The 20,117-nt window shown below is 66.8% G+C and carries 14 protein-coding genes; 13 read left to right on the forward strand and 1 reads right to left on the reverse strand.

Features of this window, described 5'->3' with window-relative positions:
• The first annotated feature begins 888 nt into the window (after positions 1 to 888).
• Positions 889 to 3,984: a BTAD domain-containing putative transcriptional regulator gene (locus AB0B63_RS00980; protein WP_357013495.1), complete on the forward strand. Its 3,096-nt coding sequence runs from the start codon at positions 889 to 891 to the stop codon at positions 3,982 to 3,984.
• On the opposite strand, the gene AB0B63_RS00985 is transcribed toward AB0B63_RS00980, so the two are convergent.
• Positions 3,945 to 5,756, reverse strand: coding sequence for a condensation domain-containing protein (locus AB0B63_RS00985; protein ID WP_357013497.1), 1,812 nt, complete (start codon positions 5,754 to 5,756; stop codon positions 3,945 to 3,947). The genes AB0B63_RS00980 and AB0B63_RS00985 overlap by 40 nt on opposite strands.
• Before the next feature lie 184 nt (positions 5,757 to 5,940).
• Here AB0B63_RS00985 and AB0B63_RS00990 point away from each other — a divergent pair, with 184 nt between their 5' ends.
• The 12 genes from AB0B63_RS00990 to AB0B63_RS01045 all read left to right on the forward strand — a co-directional run bounded on the left by AB0B63_RS00990 (position 5,941) and on the right by AB0B63_RS01045 (position 20,105).
• On the forward strand, positions 5,941 to 7,206 hold the full coding sequence (locus AB0B63_RS00990) for an MFS transporter (protein ID WP_357013500.1): 1,266 nt from the start codon (positions 5,941 to 5,943) through the stop codon (positions 7,204 to 7,206).
• A gap of 317 nt (positions 7,207 to 7,523) precedes the next feature.
• The gene (locus AB0B63_RS00995; protein WP_208567644.1) at positions 7,524 to 8,213 is read left to right on the forward strand and encodes a class I SAM-dependent methyltransferase; all 690 of its coding nucleotides are present in this window, start codon (positions 7,524 to 7,526) and stop codon (positions 8,211 to 8,213) included.
• A gap of 153 nt (positions 8,214 to 8,366) precedes the next feature.
• Positions 8,367 to 8,969, forward strand: a complete 603-nt coding sequence (locus tag AB0B63_RS01000; protein ID WP_208567645.1) for a class I SAM-dependent methyltransferase — start codon at positions 8,367 to 8,369, stop codon at positions 8,967 to 8,969.
• Entirely contained in the window at positions 8,966 to 10,009 is a 1,044-nt protein-coding gene (locus AB0B63_RS01005) for a hypothetical protein (RefSeq protein WP_357013504.1), read from the forward strand. Before AB0B63_RS01000 ends, AB0B63_RS01005 begins: the two co-directional genes overlap by 4 nt.
• An 89-nt stretch (positions 10,010 to 10,098) precedes the next feature.
• The gene (locus AB0B63_RS01010; RefSeq protein WP_208567647.1) at positions 10,099 to 10,317 is read left to right on the forward strand and encodes a phosphopantetheine-binding protein; all 219 of its coding nucleotides are present in this window, start codon (positions 10,099 to 10,101) and stop codon (positions 10,315 to 10,317) included.
• 16 nt (positions 10,318 to 10,333) lie between these two features.
• Entirely contained in the window at positions 10,334 to 13,432 is a 3,099-nt protein-coding gene (locus AB0B63_RS01015; RefSeq protein ID WP_357013506.1) for an AMP-binding protein, read from the forward strand.
• A gap of 88 nt (positions 13,433 to 13,520) precedes the next feature.
• Positions 13,521 to 13,772: an acyl carrier protein gene (locus AB0B63_RS01020; RefSeq protein ID WP_357013509.1), complete on the forward strand. Its 252-nt coding sequence runs from the start codon at positions 13,521 to 13,523 to the stop codon at positions 13,770 to 13,772.
• Position 13,773: 1 nt separating this feature from the next.
• Positions 13,774 to 14,964, forward strand: a complete 1,191-nt coding sequence (locus tag AB0B63_RS01025) for a hypothetical protein (protein WP_357013512.1) — start codon at positions 13,774 to 13,776, stop codon at positions 14,962 to 14,964.
• Positions 14,951 to 15,880 carry a TauD/TfdA family dioxygenase gene (locus tag AB0B63_RS01030; protein WP_357013514.1) on the forward strand — a complete coding sequence of 310 codons (930 nt, stop codon included), beginning with the start codon at positions 14,951 to 14,953 and terminating at the stop codon, positions 15,878 to 15,880. Before AB0B63_RS01025 ends, AB0B63_RS01030 begins: the two co-directional genes overlap by 14 nt.
• A complete protein-coding gene (locus tag AB0B63_RS01035) occupies positions 15,877 to 17,337 on the forward strand; it encodes an AMP-binding protein (protein WP_208567652.1) in 1,461 nt (486 codons plus the stop codon). Before AB0B63_RS01030 ends, AB0B63_RS01035 begins: the two co-directional genes overlap by 4 nt.
• A gap of 8 nt (positions 17,338 to 17,345) precedes the next feature.
• Positions 17,346 to 18,257, forward strand: a complete 912-nt coding sequence (locus AB0B63_RS01040; RefSeq protein WP_357013517.1) for a TauD/TfdA family dioxygenase — start codon at positions 17,346 to 17,348, stop codon at positions 18,255 to 18,257.
• Positions 18,258 to 18,341: 84 nt separating this feature from the next.
• Positions 18,342 to 20,105 carry a carbamoyltransferase C-terminal domain-containing protein gene (locus tag AB0B63_RS01045; RefSeq protein ID WP_357013519.1) on the forward strand — a complete coding sequence of 588 codons (1,764 nt, stop codon included), beginning with the start codon at positions 18,342 to 18,344 and terminating at the stop codon, positions 20,103 to 20,105.
• Positions 20,106 to 20,117: the final 12 nt, after the last annotated feature.

A 20,117-nucleotide genomic window follows, 5' to 3' on the forward strand; every position in this document is an offset into this window, starting at 1 on the left:
GCGATCATGCCGCCGACCTACCACATCGGGTGTCGGCCGCTCAGGTCGCCTGCCTTCGCCGGCGAAACTCCTCCCTGGTCGAGAAATTTGACCAGACCTTACCGGACAGTCTCATTCGTCCTTCGTACCGCGTCCCGGGTATCCACATGAACCACCCATCGTGGACTAGGGCCACCGAATGGTCTTATCCACGTCTGGGCCGGAATTCGTTGCGGCACCGAGCAGCCGCTGCGCGGTTTCGCATTCTTGACCGATTGGAGGTCATGGGCGGGACCCGCCAATCGCCGTCCGCGCCGCGGCAGAGGATTAATCTCTTCAGGTTGTTGCTCGAACCTGACCGGGTGATGTCCGTCGAACGCCTGGTGGACGCCGTCTGGCCTACCGCGCCACCGTCGACAACCAGAGAGCAGATCCAGATCTGCGTCTCGGCCATCAGGCGGACGCTCGGCCGCCGGTGGCAACTCCGACGCCATCGTGACGCGCCCACCGGGTCACTCGATCCGCTGTGTCGTACGGGGGTCGGATCTGATGGCGTCAGCGCCCGGCGCGGACTTGCCCGATACCGCCTGGATGACGCGGTGAACGCCCTACGTGACGCGTTACGGTTGCGGCCCGGCACCGCCCCGCTGGCGGGAGGTCGCCGCCAGCTCGTCCAGCACATCGACGCTCAGCTGGTCGAACGGCGGCTTACCACGGCCGGGATGCACGTCGACGCGCGGCTACGGCTCGGCCCGCACAACGAACTGATCGACGGCGGCGAGGCGTCCCCCGCGGTGTCGACGGCTCACTCCCCCGGGCCCCACCGCCCGCTGACGGACCGCCACGACGGGACCTCGCACCTGTCGAGCGACCACGGGATCGTCCGCCACGACGCGGAACGTCCACCTCGTGCCCATCACGTCGAAATGGCTTCGGGTTATGCACTTCAGGATCCTTGGTTCGCTCGACGTCTCACTTGGTCGAATGGTTTTACCGTTTCCCAACGGCCGCCAGCGAACCGTGCTGGCGATGCTCCTCATGCAGGAAGGAAACCTCGTATCGCTCGACCGGATCACTGAGGGGATATGGGGGGAGGATCCACCCGTCACCGCCAAGGGGCAGATCCATACCTGCATCTCCGCTTTGCGGCGTCAGCTGCGAAAATTCGGTTACGGCCAGGTGATCGCCACCAGCCTGGTTGGCTATACGATCCACCTTCCCGCCGAGTCGCTCGACTCCGCTGTGTTCCGCCGGCTGGTCGACTCCGGCCGCGAACTGGCTGCTGCCGGGAAGATCATGGACGCGGCAGCCGAGCTTCGTGCCGCGCTCGCGCTCTGGCGCGGCCCGGCGGTGGCCTCGGACGTCGAGAGCGGGTTGGTCAGAACGATGGCGATCCGGCTTGAAGAGGAACAAATCAGGACTACCGAAGAGTGTATCGAGCTCGAGCTCAAACTCGATCGGCATCACGAACTCGTGGCCGAGTTGAGTGAGCTCGTCCGAGTTCACCCATTGCGGGAGTCGCTGAGAGCGTTGCACATGCTCGCCCTGTACCGGTCAGGCCGGCAAGCAGACGCCCTTGAGTCGTTCCAGGAAATCCGGGCCATCCTCAGGGAAGAAATCGGCCTGGAGCCGTCGGACCAGCTCGACAGGCTGCACAAGTCCTTCCAGGAACGGGTCGACTCGCGGCCAGTCGCGCCCCGGACCGGTCTCGGGCTGGAACCCACCGGCAGGGTTGACGCCGTTGTCCCCCGACAGCTTCCGCCGACTGTCGCCGACTTCACCGGTCGAGAGGAACTGGTCGACACCATCATCGCGAAGCTCTCCGGATCGGCGTCCGGAGAAGGCCGGCGATACATGCCTGTCGTGTGCCTCAACGGTAATGGGGGCGTCGGTAAGACGACCCTGGCCATACACGTGGCACACGCCGTCCATCATCTGTATGACGGAGGCGCGATCTTCGTCCAGCTCCCCGGCAGCGACGGTCATCGCAGCGACCCGCTGGACGTGCTGGCCAAGCTGCTCGGCTCGCTCGGCTTCCCCCTGGCGGCACTTCCGGAGGAGCCCGGACACCGGATGGCCGCCTACCGCAGCTGGCTCGGCGATCGCAAGGTCCTGATCCTGCTCGATGACGCCGACAGTGCGGCCAGCGTCACGACGCTGATGCCAGGAAACTCCAACTGCTGTGTGCTCGTCACGAGCCGCTACCCGCTCACCAGCCTGCCCGGTGCCGTACACGTCCAGGTGGAGAACCTGGACGAGGCAGCCTGCGTCGAGCTGCTCGGCAAGATAGTCCCCCCTGAACGCGTGGCCGCCGAGTCCGACATGGCACTCGAACTGGTCAGGCTGTGCGGGTGCCTGCCGCTCGCCGTGCGGATCGTCGCCGCCAAGCTGGTGAAGTGGCCGCACCGGAGCATCGCGCAGATGGTCTCCCGCATGAAGGACGAAACTCGGCGACTTGACGAGCTGACCCTCGGTGACATGAGCGTCAGGGCCACGATCGCTTCCTCGCACGGTGGCCTCAGCCAGGGTGCGCGGCAGCTGTTCACCAGGCTCGCGCTCCTCGGCCCGGCGGACTTCGCATCCTGGGTCTGCGCTCCGTTGCTCGATGCCGACAGTGACTCGGCGGCCGACCTGCTTGACGAACTCGTCGCGGCCCGTCTCGTTGAGGTGAGGGCGGACGACACGGGCCGATACCGGTTCCGACTGCACGCTCTGGTGCGCATCTTCTCCCTGGAGCGGCTGGCAGCGGACGAGGTGCCGAGCGAGCGTCGTGCCGCGCTGTCCCGACTGTCGTCCTGCTGGCTTTCCCTCGCCGTGGACGCCCACCGCCGCGTCTACGGCGGTGAGGGGCCGCGCTGTGCCGCGCAGTTGTGGATGCTGCCGGCCAACGTACGCGATCAACTCGTGGCGGACCCGCTTGGTTGGCTCCGGCTGGAGAGCGCGGGGCTGGTTCTCGCCGTGTCCCAAGCAGCTCATCTCGGACTGGACGAGGTGTGCTGGGGGCTGGCTGTCGCCCTGGTCGCACTGTTCGAATCCGATCACCGGTTAGAGGACTGGCTTCGAACGCACGAGACAGCGCTGGACGCCGTCAGGCGGACGGGTAACAAGCGCGGTGAGGCCGCGTTGCTGTACTCGCTGGGGACGATGACGCTCAACAGCGGCGTGCAGGACGCCACGTCCACCCTCGAGTCCGCCCTGCGCCTCTGCGAGGAAATCGGCGATGCGGCGGGCCGGGCCCGGGCTCTCGGTGCGCTCGCGTTCGCTGACCGGATGGCCGGTCGGTTCGACCGGGCACTGCGGGGCTACCGGCGGGCTCTGGCCGACCACCGGTCCGTCGGTGACCAGGTAGGCGAGGTCGATGCGCTGGGCAACATGGCGCAGATCTACATGGACAGGGAACTCTGGGACGATGCCAGGCTGCTCCTTGACCAGGCGGTTGCCAGGAGCGCCACGCAGGCGCGCACAGCCGCCCGGGTCGAGCACCGGCTCGGTGCCTTCCACCTCCGCACGGGGAACTGGCGAAACGCTGAGGAGTCGTTCATCAGGGTGCTGGCACGGGCGCGGGAGTGCGGTGACACGGTGGGTGAGGCGCACGCGTTGGCCGCTCTCGGCTCACTCATGACTCGCCGGGGACAGTACGAGTCCGCGCAGGTCACCCTGTCTGCCGCGCTCGCACTGTCGCGTGGCATGGCCGGCGGTCTGACCAGTGGCCGGGTGCTGCTGTCATTCGTCGAGTTCTGCGTTGTCGTCGGGGACTGGGACCGCGCCGCCACCCTGATCGGCGAGGCGCTGATGACCTTCAGTGAAACAGGCCCGATTCCGGTGCTCCGTGCCAGGTTCCTTGAGTTCAAGGCCCACGTGGAGGCGAGTTTGGGAAATCCCCGGGCTGCGGACGCAGCCCGGGGCGAGGCCCTTGGTATCACCCAGCAGTACGGCTCCGGCATCGCGTCGGACCATCACGGCGGCTATCGACTGTGTAGCGGCGCCTCATTGGACTGGCCTTGAGCGTCTGGCAGCCCGCTCCTTCCCGACCCCGCGCTTGTCGCCGGCCAACCGACGGGGTTGTCGACACCGACCGGAACTGCGTCGCAGACGACGTAACGGCGCGGCGTCATCGCTGACGGGTGTGCCGGCAGCGCGGCCATGCACCGTGCGTGAGCCTGCTCCGGCGTCCGGACGGAATCGGAAGCCTCGACATACGCCACCAGCGGCTCGCCCGCCACCTGCGAGAAGATCCGCGCACTGGCCGGCGCGAACGCGTCGTCGAGGAGCCCCTGGACCTCAGCCAGGTCGACCCACTGGACATCGGTCCTGGCCCAGCTCGAGTCCCGACGGACCGGCTCCATCTGAAGGACGTCGACGATACCCTCGTGATCAAGGTCGACGCCGGCCGCCGCCACCAGGAGACGCTCAACGGCCTGCAGCAACGATGTCAGGTGTTCCGCCGGCACCCGGCCGAGGTCGGAACTCCAGCCACCCAGTTCCACCTCGCCTTCCAGCCTGGAAACATCGAATCGGACGGGTGTCGCCAGACGGAACGGCATAGGGTGACGGCGCAGTCGGGTCCGACTCAGCATGGCGTTCAGGTACTCGGGCGATGGTGGATGTTCCTCCACAGGCACACCGCTTTCGATGACACTGCAGTTGTAGATGGCATCGAAACAGAAGAACACGCCACGGTCATGCGCTATCCGGTTGCCGACTTCTTCGAGCTCATATGCGTCGTAAACGCCGTGCATGCACCCTTTCAGCATGCCACTCCATGCGTTTCTCACCAGTTCGTCGAAGCTCGCTGAGCCGACATCGATGGCGGCGACGCCTGTTTGGGCGAGCGTGCCGACGTAGTCGTAGAGGTGGCGCTCAAAGCGGTTCGAGGGCATCACCGGAAAGACTATTTCGCGATAGCCGGTACGCACGGAGAGCACGGCGCACACCGCAGCAAGCAGGCAGCTGGACCGGCTGGTTCGCGTGCGTGCGCCCACGCACTGCGCGGCCAGTGCGGCGGCCGGTGACGACATGAAGACGCCCACTGTCTCGTCGCCATTCGCCTCGATGAGCGCAGGCCCCACAGAAGGTGTCAGGTAGAGCGGCGAGGGCATCACGGCAAGCTTGCTGCTCCAGTATTCCAGCGTCCTACGACGCTTTGCACATTCACGCTCGGAGCGTTCGAGTTCCGCCTGATCCAGCGGCTGATGGCGAGGCGGTCCCACGACTCGGGCCGAGGGATCGCTGATGAGTTCAGCCAGCTCATGCTCGAGGATGTTCGCGCCAGCCCTGTCCACCGCCATGTGGGAGAACTCGATGAGGACCGCGCACACCACGTCAGCGCTCGCGGCGAGGGCAACTCGCAACTGGTGGCCGGCCAGCCGCTCCTGCGCGGTTCGTGGTGGAGTTGAGCTGGCCAGGTACCTGGCCAGCGCAGCCTCGACGTCAACCCGATCGGCCCGGTCGTCTTCCAGCGAACAGATGTCGACCATCAGCGTGCCTGCGGAGGAAACACGCTGACCTGGCGGCGGTCCGGTGACGAAGGACGTCCGCAGCACTTCGTGGCGAGCGACCAGGAGGGCAAGACTGTCGGTGACATCCTCCACACTCGCCGTACCACTCAGGCTCACCGCACACGTCACGACAGGATACGGCTGGCCCTCCCTCGAACCGAAATCATCAATCCACTTCAGAATGTTGATCTGACCTATGGTCAGTGGCCCCTGCCGGGCGGTCCCGGCGGAGAAATGTACGGGTACCGACGATCGCGGGGTGAGTTTGATGACTGACATACCAATTCTCCATGCACGCTCACGGAGTGCGAACTTTGCTGGTTCTGCCATCGACTTCAACCAGTTCTAGCTGAGGCAATCGCCATCGTCAACAAGCGACAGACATACCTTGACGTCAAGACTGACGGATGATTACGTCTTCGCGTACGGCTGATATGGCCATCCTTCTGAGAGGAGCGGCCGGGTGCGCGTCAACAAGGGGGCCAAACCGCTCGGATTCCTGCTGAGGAATCCTCACTTCGGAACGTTGCTGGTCGTCAACCTGGTCTCGTCGTTGGTGGGAGCGGGCGTCGGCATCGCCTTGAGCGTCCATCTCTACCAGCTCACCGGCTCGCCGATCTGGACAGCCCTGCTCGCGGCCACCCCGACCGTGGCCGGGGTGGCCTTCGGGCACCTGGCCGGGACGGTCACGGACCGCTGGGGCGCCCCCCTGCGGATCATGCGGTTCGCGCTCTTCCTGCGGGTGCTGGTACTGATGGCCCTCTTCGCGGTCGCCGACTCGCCGCTCGGCCTCATCTGCGCGGTGTTCGCCCAGGCAGCCGTCCAGCAGCTCTACACCCCGGCAGAGCAGGTCCTCGTCGCCGACTACGTCACCGCCGAGGACCTGGCCGAGGCCAACGGCCTGAACTCGTTCGCCTCCAATGCCACCAGGCTGGTGGGGCCGGCACTCGGCGGGTTCACGATGGGATGGGTCGGGTTCCGCTGGACGGTCATCGGGGTGACCACGCTGATGCTGCTGTGCACACTGCTCAGCCTGCTGCTGCGAGGATCCGGGCGGAAGACGCCGCCTGCCGGCGATACGGCGGAGCAAGGCACGGAAGGCGCCGGCGACAGGTATCTGGCGATCGTCCGACGCAGCCGTCGCGTTCGGGGCCTGATACTCCTGCAAATCCTCGACGCGATCAGGGAGGCACCCCTGTCTTCCCTGTTCCCAGTGCTCATGCTGGGCGTGATCGGTGCCACGTCCGGGCAGATGGGCCTGGTCAACAGCTTGTTCGCGGTCTCGGCCCTGATCGCTGGTCCGATGATCGGCACGGTGGTCCGCCGGCTGGGGTACCGCCTTCCCGTCCTGCTCGGCGCCGCCATCTCCCACGGCGCGATCGTGGTGCTGGCGATCTGGCCGTCGCTTCCGCTGGCGTACATCGTCTTCGTCGTTTCCGGGCTGCCCTTCACCATCTCGTGGGTGGGCGGACAGACCTGGCTGCTGCTCAGCACGCCGCTCTCGCTGCGCGGCCGGATCGTGGGCACGACCGGCGCCATCTACGCCGGGGTGTCGCTCGTCGCCATGCTCGCGAGCGGCGTACTGGCGCAATGGTTCGGCCCCCGGTGGGTCATCGGCGTGGGTGCCTTCATCGCACTGATAGGCCTACTGGCCATCGCCGCACTGCTCGACGATCGCCAGCAGCAGCACAGCACCAGCCAGCCGGCACAGGTGACCTCCGCGACGTGACCACGACACGCGGCCTCCGCCGGCTGCCACACGCACCGGCCAGCGGCTGCGGGCTCCACTGGGGAGCTGTCACCCGGGCATGCCGGGTCGGTTGTCCTGCCGGCGGGACAACCGACCCACCGCGACGTTCCGACACCCCGGAAGCTGACCACTGCCACTCGGGCTGACCACTGCCACTCGGGCTGACCACTGCCACTCGGGCTGACCACTGCCACTCGGGCTGACCGCTGCCACTCGGGAAGGCCCCTCTGAGGCTGCGGGAGCGCTGGCACATCGCAGCATTGACAGCCGTAGATTTTGGCAGCCAACATTGCGATATGGACATGTCGATGCCTCCAGCAGGACTCAAGTCCGCCTTGTTCTCCGATTCAGGATTCAGCGACCAATCCCGCATCCAGTCGCTCATGGAAGACATATTCCGCCATTCAGAAGACCCCATGATCACCTTGGACGACCGGGTCAGCGTCCTGTCTCAGGTCCTGTACCTCATGTATCTGGCGCGCGCCCGGAAGGCCAGCTCCATAGCCGAAATAGGTTTCAGTATCGGCTACTCGAGCATCGCCTTCCTGGAGAGCTCGCCCGGCGCGCAGGTCACGTCCTTCGAAATTCACAACGAGGCACTGGCCAAGTCGGCGAAGGAGTTCATCGACTCCCGTTACCCGGACCGTCATCACCTGATCTACGGAGACTCCACGCACACGGTCCCCGCCTTCGAGGCACCCCGGTCGACAGACGGTTTCGACCTCGTCTTCGTCGACGGCGCCCACGAGTACCCGACGGTGAAGGCGGACATCGCGAACGCTCGACGGCTGGCCAGGCCAGGCGCCACGATCGTGGTCAACAGCCTGACTCCCTGGTTCAAGTGGGGAATCGGCCCGACGACCGCATGGGACGAGGCGGTCCGGGACGGCATCGTCACCCCGCTCGAGTACGTGTCCAACGCGTGTGCCGTCAGCCGAATTCAAGGTCCGGTCGACCGTGCGTGGGCAGTCGGACAGTTCCAGTAAGCGAACGTCCGGCACGCCGGCACCGAAGTGTTGACAACGAAAGCTTGAGAAAGACAACATTCACGTATGGACACGTCAATGCCTCCAACAGGACTCAAGTCCACCCTATTTTCCGATTCGGGCATCAGCGACCGATCACGTATCAACTCGCTCATGGAGAGCGCATTCCGGCGTGCCCAAGGGTCCGGAGCCGCACTGGACGACGGAATCAGCGGCCTGGCCCAGGTCCTCTATCTCATGTATCTGGCGCGCGCCCGGAAGGCCAGCTCGATAGCCGAGATAGGTTTCAACATCGGCTACTCGAGCATCGGCTTCCTTGAAAGTTCTCCCCAGGTGAAGGTCACCTCCTTCGAAATCAACACCGAGGCCTCCGTCGAGTCGGCGAAGGAATTCATCGACTCCCGTTACCCGGATCGCCATCACCTGATCTACGGAGACTCCACCCACACGGTCCCCGCGTTCCAGGTGCCCCCCTCATCGGATGGTTTCGATCTCGTCTTCATCGACGGAGGCCACGACTACCCGTGCGTGAAGGCGGACATCGCGAACGCTCGACGGCTAGCCAAGCCAGGCGCCACGATCGTGGTCGACGACCTGACCCCTTGGTTCAAGTGGGGAATCGGCCCGACGACCGCATGGGACGAGGCGGTCCGGGACGGCATCGTCACCCCGCTCGAGTACATGTCCGACGCGGTCGCCGTCAGCCGAGTTCAGGGACCAGCCGAGCGCGCGTGGGCGGTTGGGCAATACCGGTGAACAGCGTAGCGGCCGAACACGTCGCGGATGTGCGACGTCACCGCACGATTTTGCCGGTGACGACGAACCCCAGCATCCGGGCTTACCAGCCGTATGCGTACCCGGTCTCCATCGTCGAGGCGCATGCCCCCGAAAACCGTGACTGGATTCTTTCGAACTTCATCCACCTGGCCTACGACGAACACCCGGTAGAATCCCCATCGCTGTGCTTCTATTCATACGATTTCGCGGCCAATCCTCATCTGCATACGATCAGGGCCGGCCGTGAGTGGATGCAGCGGTGGATCGGCCACAGCTTCGCGCAGTTCGTACACGAACAGCTTCTCGACGGTTGGTATGTGTACACGTTCATCGACGAGTTCTTCGTTCCGCGGCGACCGACGTACGGGCAGAGTCCCCGTCATCATGACGTCCTCCTCCATGGGTCAGACAGTGACGCGGGTATCGCGCATCTACTGGGTTACGACGAGGTGATTCGGTTCGAGACCACCCAGGTTTCCTGGAGAGAGCTTGACGCCGCCTACGAGTCCTGCGCGAACGCAGACCACCCGTGGTCGCGATCATTCATTCTCTTCAAGTTCAACCCACTGGCGTCCTACCGGTTCGATCCACGGTTCGTGGTTGCCGAGCTGGAGCTCTTCCTCGCGTCGGGGAACCCTGGTGGAGCTACGCAGGGTCTGGTCATGCCGGACGATCGCCTGTACGGCGTAGCGGCGCTGGAGGCGTACCGGGACGAACTCCTGGACACGCCGTCCGACGACACGGGGCTCGATCTGCATGCCCCCCGGGCGCTGTTCGAGCACAGCAGTCTGATGTCCGAGCGGCTGCGGTTGCTGCTCGGCGCGGATAGGTGGCAACGCCACTTCAGCGAGCGATACAGCACGGTCCTCCGCTTCTATTCCGCGCTGCCCGTCGCGATGTTCAGTGCGAAACACAACGATGACCGATCGGCGCTACGCCGACTGATGGCCGACTATCCCGAGATCATCAAGCAGCAAATAGGTACGGTGACGGACGCACTGGACTGTCGAGCACGATGATCTCAGGCACGCGGAGTGCGGGGAAAAGCCGACGGGCCGTGATCGCGGCGATCTGACCACCTCGCGTTACGCGACAAAGGAGGCTGACGATGCAGGCGCGCAAAGTTCTTGAACAAGAGTTCCGCGTGGTGACTGGTCGCGAGCTGCCGGACATGACGGTGGACGTATTCGGGCTTGGCCTCGACTCGCTGGGGATTCTGTCCTTGCTGGGAGGACTGCGGGAGGCCGGATACGACGTTTCACTGGACGACCTCCTGTCCGCGGCCAGCATGAATGAATTCGTGGTGATGATGGCGGACGCCGGGTGACCAAGGGGAAGCGATCATGATCAGCTCTGGTGTGGACGGACGAGCAACCCTGGCGACGGTGCTGGCAGAGCGCATCCGTCGTGGCGCGGACGAGACAGCATTGGTGGACAGCACCGGCAACGTCCTGTCGTACGCCGACCTCGGCGCGCTCGCCCGCACGTGCGACGAGTTCTTCGGTCAACGGCACGCGGAAAGGGTCGTCATCGTCGGCGCGGCGTCGATCGAGGTCAGCGCGCTGATCGCGGTCTGTTTCTGGACCGGGCGGACCTTCATGGTCATCGACGACCAGGAAAGCGACGCCGTGCGGCGGCAACTCATCGACCAGTTCGGCGCCGACGTGGTCCTGTTGTCCGGCGCGTCCGCCGACACCACGCCGGCGAACCTGACGAACGAACCGGTCACCGTCACCGGGCGGGACCTGGCTAGACACGCCCAGCAATGGGATGGCCATGCTGTGCTCGAGCACAGCGAACGCATGGCGGTGCGGACACCACGGGCAGCGGCATACTGCGTCCGGACCTCTGGCACGACAGCGGACCCGAAGCTGATCGAGATGAGCCGTGCGGCGATCGAACACTACTGCGCGGAGTTCATCGCCAGGTATGCCCTCGCGCCGGGCCACCGCCTGGCGCTGTGGGCGGCCCCCACCTATGACGCCCACTACTGTGAACTGATCCCGGCCCTGGCCAGTGGCGCGGTTGGCGTTGTCGCGCCGATGTCCATGCGCAACGACGGGGACGCGGTGCTGCAGTGGCTCAGCGCGGCACGTATCACCCACTTCGAGACCACTCCGTCGATCCTGAGGCGGGTGGCGTCCGCCGCGGTGCGGCCCGAGGCGTCGTGGCCGCCGCACCTGACGGAGGTGATGTGCAGCGGCGAGCGGCTCGACCCGCGAGTGGCACGGCAGGTCTTCGACGCCGCGGAACGCTGCGGGGCCACGGTCAGACTGCACAACGAGTACGGCCCTTCGGAGTGCATTCTGCTGACCTGGCACGAAGTCACCGCGGAGGATGCCGACTCGGGCGACATTCCGGTCGGTGACGCGATCGCGGGACGGACCCTGTCCATCGAGCCGTTGGACGACCAGTCCGGCTCCTCAGCGCAACACCCCGGTGAGATCGTGGTGGAGTCTCCGTACCTGTGTCGCGGATACGGGTCGGAAGAGGTCGGCACGCTCGTCGCATTTCCGGCGCCCCGTGGCGTCCCGCTGTTCCGGACAGGTGATCTCGGCTATCTGGACCACCGTGGTCGCCTGCGGTTGTCGGGACGGCGTGACCGCACCGTGAAACGACGCGGTGTACGGATCAATCTCGACCAGGTGGAGGCGGTGCTCCACGCGCTCCCGGCCGTGGGTCAGGCGGCCGCTCGAGCAGATGAGGCAGACGGGCAGGTGCTGATCCACGTCTGGGTCGTGCCGTCCGACAGCAGCCTCGATCGTGTCGCGGTCCTGACGCAGATCGCCGACACGATGGAGGTCCGCCTCCTGCCCGACCGGGTGATGATCTGTCCACACCTGCCGCGCCTGCACTCCGGGAAGGTCGACTACCGGTCTCTGGAGGTAGCCGACCCGGGCGACGAGCAGGTGGCGGTGACGGCGGACGAGACGACGGTGAAGGCGGTCGCCGCGGCGTTCGGGCGGGTGCTGCCCGGCGTGGCCGTAACACGCTCAACCGACTTCTTCGCCAGCGGCGGACACTCCCTCCTGGCCCTCGATCTGAGCGCCCACCTGGAGCGCGACCTGGGAGTCAGGCTGACGATCCGTGACTACCTGGCCCACCCCACGGTCGCCGGGCTCGCCGGGATGGTGGACCGCAGCCGTCGTCAGACCCCGCGATCCGCGCCGACCACTCCCCCCGTAGCCCCCGATGAGGAACTGACCTCCACCGAACGGCCGATCTGGGTGTGGAGTCAGATGTTCCCCAGCGACGGTGCGCTGAACGTCGTCGGGGGGTTCACCACACACGCGGCCATCACCGAGCAGCGCCTCCGGGACGCGCTGTCGACCATGCTCGAGGACGTGGCCCAGCTGCGAGTCCAGTACGTCCCGGGCCGCGACCGCCCACGACGGGTCGTGCGCGAAGCACGCGTCGCGCGCGTGGACGTCCTCCGGGTCTCCACATCCGCTGACACCTTTCCCCACCCGGAGGTGGACAGCAGCGCCTACCAGCCGTTCGACGTCGCGGCGGATCAGCTGGTCCGGGCCATCCTGGTCCGCTCGCGTACGCAGGCCGCACCGGTGGGCGTCTATCTGGTCGCCCACCACCTGGTGTGCGACGGAGTGAGCATGGGACTGTTGGTAGCGGAGTTGCAGCACCGCCTCGACACACCGCAACGCCGAACAACGCTGTCCTCGCGGTGCGTACTGCCCCCGGCGCGACCCGACGCCCGTCTCGTCCAGTCCGCGGCCGGGCACTGGTCCGCGGTCAGGCGTCAGGTGGCGGCCCAGCCGTACGACGAGCGGCTGCGTCCCAATGATGCCGCCGCAGGAACGTCGAGCGTCGTCTGGCGGCTGCCGACGCAGCCGGTCAGGGAACTCGCGTACTGCCTGTCGGTGAGCCGGGCGGCTGTCCTCATCACGTTGATCGCCACGGCGGTCGGCCGGGTGCTGGACCGGGACCGGGTTGTCGTCGAGACACCGGTCTCGACACGGACGCCGGACGAGGTGCGCTGGATCGGCAACTACGCGGTTGACGTACCCCTGCTGGTCGATCCTGCCGGCCACGACACCACCCGCGTCATCGGCACGGTCAACCGCGACCTGTTGGCGGCTGTGGACTTCGCGGCGCTGGTCCCGGGGTTCGGCAGCGTACGACCGGGACAAGCGTGGGCACCCGTCGGCGACGTCGTCGTCGTCCTCGAGGACCACGTGCCCGTGCCGGCTGTCGAGATCGACGGCGTGGCGAGCTCGCTCACACCGCCCATCGGCTCGCCACCGCGCCATGCCCTGGCGTGCTACTTCCGGACCGACGCACTGGCCGAGGACATCACCTGTGTCGTCACGGGCCGCTCCGACGGTGGGCTGGCACGTGCTGTGCGTGCGGAGGCCGACGCCACTCTCACCGCCATGACCAAAGCAGTTCTCACCGAGGAGGCCCGGCGATGGCCAACGTCGTGATTCGGCCCGCTGGACGCCGGGAGCTCGAGCACCTGCCGGCCGGGCTGGTCCGCTCCCCCGCGGTCGGTACCCGGGAAGAGGCGGATCGATGAGGGCAGTCGACTACCCGCAGGTCCTGGAAGAGGTCGAGGCCTGCTGGCGTGACGTCGCGCCGGCGTCCGCGATGACGCTGGCACCACACGACAACCTCTTCGAAGGCGGTGCGGACTCGTTCACCTTCATCCGGCTGGTGCGATCGGTTGAAGCCGCGTGCGAGGTCACACTGCCGCTGCTCGAGGTCTTCGAGGATCCGCAGCTGGCCACCATCGCGCGGTGTGTCGTCGAAGCGAGGCGACGCTGAGATGGCGACGGTTCTGCCTGCCACCGCGGCCGAGTTCGGCCTGTGGTACCAGGAGCAGGCGGCGGAACTGCCGGGGCGCTACCTGTGCCTCGCGGCCGCGGAGCTACGCCCCGGGACGCGGGTGAGCCTTGGCCACGCGGCCAGCGCCATGACCGCTGTCCGGGCCGCCCATCCCGAGGCGCTGGCACGGTTCGCGGTCGACGAGCAAGGCCTACTGCACAAGGTCCTCGACCCGCCCGCGGCGACGCCACCCGCGGAGTTCCTCGCGTTCCCGGCGGATTGGTCACGCACGGACGTCATCTCCCACTTGACCGGGTTGCCGACCCCCCTCGCGACCGGGCCGCTGGTCCACCTGGCCGCACAGACCGATGACAGGGGAAACGCCGCGCGGCTGTTCGTGCTGGCCCACCACATCGTCTGGGACACACGTTCCGAGGAGATCTTCTGGACCGAGGTCGACCGCCGGCTCACCGGCCCCCGGGAAGGCGACGCGAGACATGACGATCCCGGCGTCAGCCCTTCGGTGCACCACATCGCCACGCGAGACCATGCCCCGCTCGTGACCGACCCACAACGGCACCTGACGATCCCGGACGGCGACCGGGTGTGGGAGCGGCTCGCGACCGCGGCGCGGCGAGCCGGAGTCACCCCGTTCGCCTGGACAGTCGGGCACCTGGCGGCCGCGGCGGCGGCGTGGTCGGAGCCGGCGGCGATCAGGGCGTACATCGACGTGGACCTCCGGCCGCTGGCCGGCACGCCCCCGGACACGATGGGATTCCATCTGGCTCAACTGGACGTCGCCACCGTCGGGCATGGCACGTCCGGTGCGGCCGCCGCCGCAGCCGTCCACACGGCCGTGCTGCGCCAGCTGGCCGCCGCCGTGCGGCAGGAGATCCGCCCGGACAGCGAAACCACCGGCCGCAGCGGTCACCCCGTCAAGTTCTACTTCCGTCACATCCGGAACCAGCAGCGCCTGCACAAACTACAGCCTGTCGCTGTCCGCTTGCCGGTGGCACGCAACCAGCTGTCGGTAGGCGTGACCGTTACCGAAACCAGCCTCGACATGACGGTCACCGCACGACGCGGCACCGCCGACAGCATCGCTGTCGAGCGTTTGGCGCGGCTGGCACGCCAGCACCTCGTCTCGGCAGCGGCACACGGTGAAAGGGCGGCCAGCGATGCAGCACCTTAGGCTCGACGGCCCACCGGAGGTGTGGTGGCACCACAACTCCGCGGCGGTCGCGGAGCACCTCGGCCGTGACGGTGCGGTCGTCATCGACGGCGACGGGTTGTGCCAGGACGTGGCGACCTTCCAGCGGCTCGCCGCCGCGGCGTGCGGGCCGCTCGCCAAGGACAACCCGGAGCACGCCAGCATCGACGACGACCCCACGGGCACGATCAACAGTCCGACCCCCTTCTCCCGGACCAGAAAGCTGCTCTGGCACAACGAGAACACGTTCGCCCGCCTGTGGCCCAGGCGAATCATCTTCGGTTGCCAGGAGATCGGGGACGGTGGACAGACACCGACCGTGGACATGACGGCCGTCTATGCGCGACTCGGCAGCGCGGCCAGGGAGGTCCTCGCCACCGGGGTCACCTACGTTCGCCGACTGGGCATGGACCTCGGGCTCGACTGGCGCGAGATCTACCGCACCACTGATCCCACCGTCGTCGAGCGCGCCTGCGAACGGGAGGGCACCACCTGGAGGTGGGATGAGCACGGCGGCATCCTCACCACCGAGCAGCGACGGCCGGCGGTCATCCTCGACCCGGCCACGGGCCGACCCTCGCTGACAGCACAAATCCTGCATTGGCATCCCCGCGCGCTGGACCAGGATGTTCACGATGCGCTCCGCCTGTTGTACGAGCCTCACGAATTTCCCAAAGGGTGCCGACGTGGGGACGGCGGGCCGATTCCCGACGCCGTCATCGACGAACTCGTAGAAATCTGCACCGACCTGGAGGAAGTCGTGCCCTGGAAACCGGACCGCGCGATAGTCGTCGACAACCTGCGCCGCAGCCACGCGCGTGACCCCTATTCGGGTGTGCGTCGTTTGCTGGTCGCCGCCGGCGACCCCGTTGACTGCACGGAACTGGCACGGCCGTGACCACCCGCGCGCACAGCCTCGTCGACGACCTGACCAGTTCCACCGCCGCCGCGGTCATCGAACAGGGCGCGGTCACCACGCACGCACAGCTGCTGTCGCAGGCCCGCGAGGTTGCCGTCCAGCTGCGCCGACGCGGGGCCGAACCCGGGGCGATCGTGCCCATCCAGGCGGCACCGAGCACGACCGCCCTCGTCCAGATCGTGGCCATCCTGATGACCGGAGCCGCCTTCGCTCCGATCGATCTCCGCGTGCCGCCCCGCACCGCCGCCAGGATCGCCCGTCTGTGCGGTGCCGACTTCATCCTCGGGGCCGCCGGCGCGACGACCGACGGCGTCGCCTGGCTCGGCCCTGGGGACGTGGCCGACGAGCCGGGCACCCACCGCCTCATCCCCACCGTCCCGCGGGACACCGTGTACGTGATTTTCACGTCGGGCACCAGCGGCGAGCCGAAGGGAGTCGTCGTACCCGAGTCAGCCGTGGCGGCCTACCTCGGCTGGTCGATGCGCGAGTACGACTGCACCCGAGGATGGGGGGCGCCGCTGTTCACCTCGTTGGGCTTCGACCTGACGATCACCAGCCTGCTCGGACCGCTCCTGAACGGCAGACGAGTGGAGGTCCTCGATCCGTTGCGTTGGCCGCTGCACGTCGCCAACGACCCGGGTCTCCTCCAGGGTGCCAGTTTCGTGAAGATGACGCCGAGCCAGGTCACCATGCTGTGTGAGCTGCTGGAGGCGCGTGGGGCCCGGTGCCCGATACCGATCCTGGTCGTCGGAGGTGAGGCCCTGTACGGGCGCAGTGTCGCCCGCTGGCGCGACAGCCTCCCCGACACCCTGGTGGTCAACGAGTACGGCCCTTCCGAGGCGACCGTGGGCTGCTGCCGCTACACGGTGCCGGCCGACTGCACCAGTCACGAGATTCCCATCGGAACTGCTCCCTCGGGCGTCGAGTTGAGTATCGAGGGACCGCCTCCCCGGGCCGGACACGAGCTCTCCGAGGGCGAGCTGGTGATCGCCGGGGTGCAGGTCGCGACGGGTTACCTCACCGCCGCGGACCCGGACGACGCCCCGGCTGGCCGCGGGCAGTTGCGACCGTTCCCCAGTTCCGCCGGCAAGCGCAGCTACCGCAGCGGAGACCGCGTGCGACGCGACCACGACGGGACCTACACCTACGTCGGCCGGCTGGGACGGGAGGCGAAGGTCGCCGGCTTCCGGATCAACCTGGCCGCTCTCGAGTCGTGCCTCAACGCCTTTCCGGGGGTGGTGAGCGCCGCCGTCCGGGTGGACGAGGTGCACGGTCTCCGCGCGGCCGTGGTGGCTCGGGACGACGGAACGACCCAGGACGACCTTCTCGCGCACCTGCGCGAGACATTTCCGTCCTATGCGCTGCCGCATTCCATTCGGATCAGCACACAGATCAACATCACAGAACGTGGAAAGTCGAGCGTGTCATGGGAATAGCGGGAGAGATGTCGGCCACCCCGATCACACCATCCGACATGGACAGCGACCTGACCGCCGGGCTGAGTGAGGAGCAGTCCCGGTATGTCGACGAGCGGTTGATGTCAGCGGGCCGGGTCCTGTTCCGAGGATTTCCCCTCGCGACCACGGCCGACTTCGCGAAGGCGGTCCGGACACTGGGCGGCGACCCATTGCCCTACACGGAACGCTCCACGCCGCGGAAGCAACTCGAGTCGGGGATCTACACGTCGACCGAGTACACCCGGGAGGAGGAGATCTTCTTCCACAACGAGAACTCCTACCAGGCGACCTGGCCGGGGCGGCTCTTCTTCTTCTGCCAACGGCCGCCCGCTTCGGGTGGGGCGACGCCGCTGGCCGACGTGCGTCAGGTCACCGCCTCGCTCGACGTCGGGGTCGTCGAGGAGTTTCGCCGGCGCGGCTGGCGGCACATCCGGAACTACCATCCGCAGATCGGCCTGCCGTGGAGCGAGGTGTTCGGCACCACGAGCCGCGAGGCCGTGGATCTCTACTGCGGAAAAAGCGGCATACAGACGCACTGGAGCAACGAGGGGACTCTCCGCACCGTCGCCGACCGGGTGGCTCTTCACCGCCATCCAGGAAACGGCGAAGAACTATGGTTCAACCACATAGCCTTCTTCCACTGGACGACGCTTCCCGAGCGTGTCAGCGGAGTCCTCGAGCAGCTTTTCGGCCGGGACGGCCTTCCCAACAACACCGTCTACGGCGACGGCGCGGAAATCCCCGCGGAGGTTTGTGCCCACATCCGCGAGAAATATCGTGAGGCGGCGACCCGGTTCGACTACCAGCAAGGCGACCTGCTGATGATCGACAACATGCTGACGGCCCACGGACGCGAACCGTACGAGGGGGAGCGACAGATCGCGGTGGCGATGACCTGACGCCGACGAAACCTCTGCTCAAGGCTCATCGAGTGTGAAGAAACCGATGTGAACCCGCGGTGTCGACGAAGAGGAGCTGCAATCGTGCGATATGTCCTGGGAATCAGTGGGCTGGGCCAGAGCCAGCCATACATGCGGCAGTCGTTTCCGGGGCTGGGCGAGCGCGTATATCGGCTCGCCCAGGGCGCGGACTCGGCAGCGGCTCTCGTCACCGAGGACGGCATCGTGGCCGCTGCGGCCGAGGAGCGTTTCGTGCGGCGCAAGGGCACCGGAGAGTTCCCCCGGGCCGCGATCGAGTATGTGCTAGGCGCGGCTGGCATCTCTCCGCGTGACGTGAGCGCGGTCGCACACAACTTCGACTTCGGCCGCTATCAGACCTACTTCGAGTCCGAAGGCGCGATCGGGGAATACCAGAACGTGTACGCGCCCGAGGTCATACAGCGCGATCTGTTCGCGGCGTTTCCCAGGGACCTCTGGAGCGATGACCTGAAGGTCATCCCGATATTGCACCACCAGGCCCACGCCGCCAGCGCGTTGCACTGTTCCGGCTTCGGCTCCGCCGATGTCCTGGTCGCCGACGGGATCGGCGAGTTCGAGAGCACGTCGCTGTACACCGGCGGATCGCAGGGACTGCGGTTGCGTGGCCAGGTGGGCGGACTGCACTCCATCGGACTCGTCTACGGGCTGGTCACCATGCATCTGGGTTTCTGGATGAACTTCGACGAGTACAAGGTCATGGGACTGGCACCCTACGGGGACCGGCGGCGACTCCGTTCGGCGTTCGACGCCCTTGTCGTCCGCCAGCACGACGGCCGTTACACCACGCCGCTGACATACCTGAACGAAACACCGCAGGAGCGCGCTACATACCAGAGGTCACGGGAACATCTCGCCTCGGTCCTCGGCCCGCCCCGGGAACCGGATGCGAGCATCGAGCAGCATCACCTCGACATCGCCGCGGCGCTGCAGGCCGTGACCGAGGAGACCATCGTCGGCTTCCTGGCGGCACACCAGGATGAGCAGTCCAGCGAGAACCTGTGCCTGGCCGGCGGCGTGGCCCTGAACTGCGTCGTCAACCAGGCCATTCGCAAGAGTGGGATGTACCGTCGGCAGTTCGTCCAGCCAGCGGCCGGCGACGACGGAACGGCGCTGGGTGCGGCGCTGACGGTGATCGAGGAAGGCACCGAGGCGCCCGGCAGGCGGATTCGCCCACGCATCGGGCCGCCCTATCTCGGTCCGGCTTTCACCTCCGAGCGTATCCAGGCCACGCTGGAGCGCACCGACCTGCGATGGCGGCGGTGCGAACCCGACGACCTCGTCGGTGAAGCCGCCGCGCTTCTCAATGACGGAAAGGTCGTCGCGCTCTTCCAGGGCCGGATGGAGTACGGCCCGCGCGCGCTGGGCAACCGCAGCATCCTCGCCGATCCACGAACCGTCGAGATGAGGGACCGGATCAACTCGATGGTCAAGCAACGGGAGGAGTTCCGGCCGCTCGCGCCGGCGGTCCTGCACGAGTACGCGGAGCAGTGCTTCGAGATCGACGACCCCGACGAGTACCTGTGGATGATCGAGACAGTCGATGTTCGTGCGGCGTGGCGGCCGAGACTCGGGGCGGTGACGCACGTCGACGGCACTGCCCGGATCCAGGTGGTGCGACGCGAGGACAACGAGCTCTACTGGCGGTTGATCGATGCCTTCCGGGCGATCACCGACATCCCGATCCTGCTCAATACCTCGTTCAACTCGCGCGGGGAGCCGATCGTCTGCTCACCCGAGGACGCGGTGGCGACGTTCTCCCGGATAGACATCGACGCGATGGTCATGGGAGACGTTCTGGTGTTGCGGTAGGAGAGCCGGCGG

Source organism: Micromonospora sp. NPDC049081, assembly GCF_040648835.1.
Taxonomy (GTDB): Bacteria; Actinomycetota; Actinomycetes; order Mycobacteriales; family Micromonosporaceae; genus Micromonospora; species Micromonospora antibiotica.

What these genes read in the sequence shown, in the direction of transcription:
- AB0B63_RS01025 (WP_357013512.1), top strand. Translation starts at nt 13,774, where the DNA reads ATGGCGACGGTTCTGCCTGCCACCGCGGCCGAGTTCGGCCTGTGGTAC.
- AB0B63_RS01015 (WP_357013506.1), top strand. Translation starts at nt 10,334, where the DNA reads ATGATCAGCTCTGGTGTGGACGGACGAGCAACCCTGGCGACGGTGCTG.
- AB0B63_RS01020 (WP_357013509.1), top strand. Translation starts at nt 13,521, where the DNA reads ATGAGGGCAGTCGACTACCCGCAGGTCCTGGAAGAGGTCGAGGCCTGC.
- AB0B63_RS01000 (WP_208567645.1), top strand. Translation starts at nt 8,367, where the DNA reads ATGGAGAGCGCATTCCGGCGTGCCCAAGGGTCCGGAGCCGCACTGGAC.
- AB0B63_RS01010 (WP_208567647.1), top strand. Translation starts at nt 10,099, where the DNA reads ATGCAGGCGCGCAAAGTTCTTGAACAAGAGTTCCGCGTGGTGACTGGT.
- AB0B63_RS01040 (WP_357013517.1), top strand. Translation starts at nt 17,346, where the DNA reads ATGTCGGCCACCCCGATCACACCATCCGACATGGACAGCGACCTGACC.
- AB0B63_RS00985 (WP_357013497.1), bottom strand. Translation starts at nt 5,756, where the DNA reads ATGTCAGTCATCAAACTCACCCCGCGATCGTCGGTACCCGTACATTTC.
- AB0B63_RS01030 (WP_357013514.1), top strand. Translation starts at nt 14,951, where the DNA reads ATGCAGCACCTTAGGCTCGACGGCCCACCGGAGGTGTGGTGGCACCAC.
- AB0B63_RS00995 (WP_208567644.1), top strand. Translation starts at nt 7,524, where the DNA reads ATGGACATGTCGATGCCTCCAGCAGGACTCAAGTCCGCCTTGTTCTCC.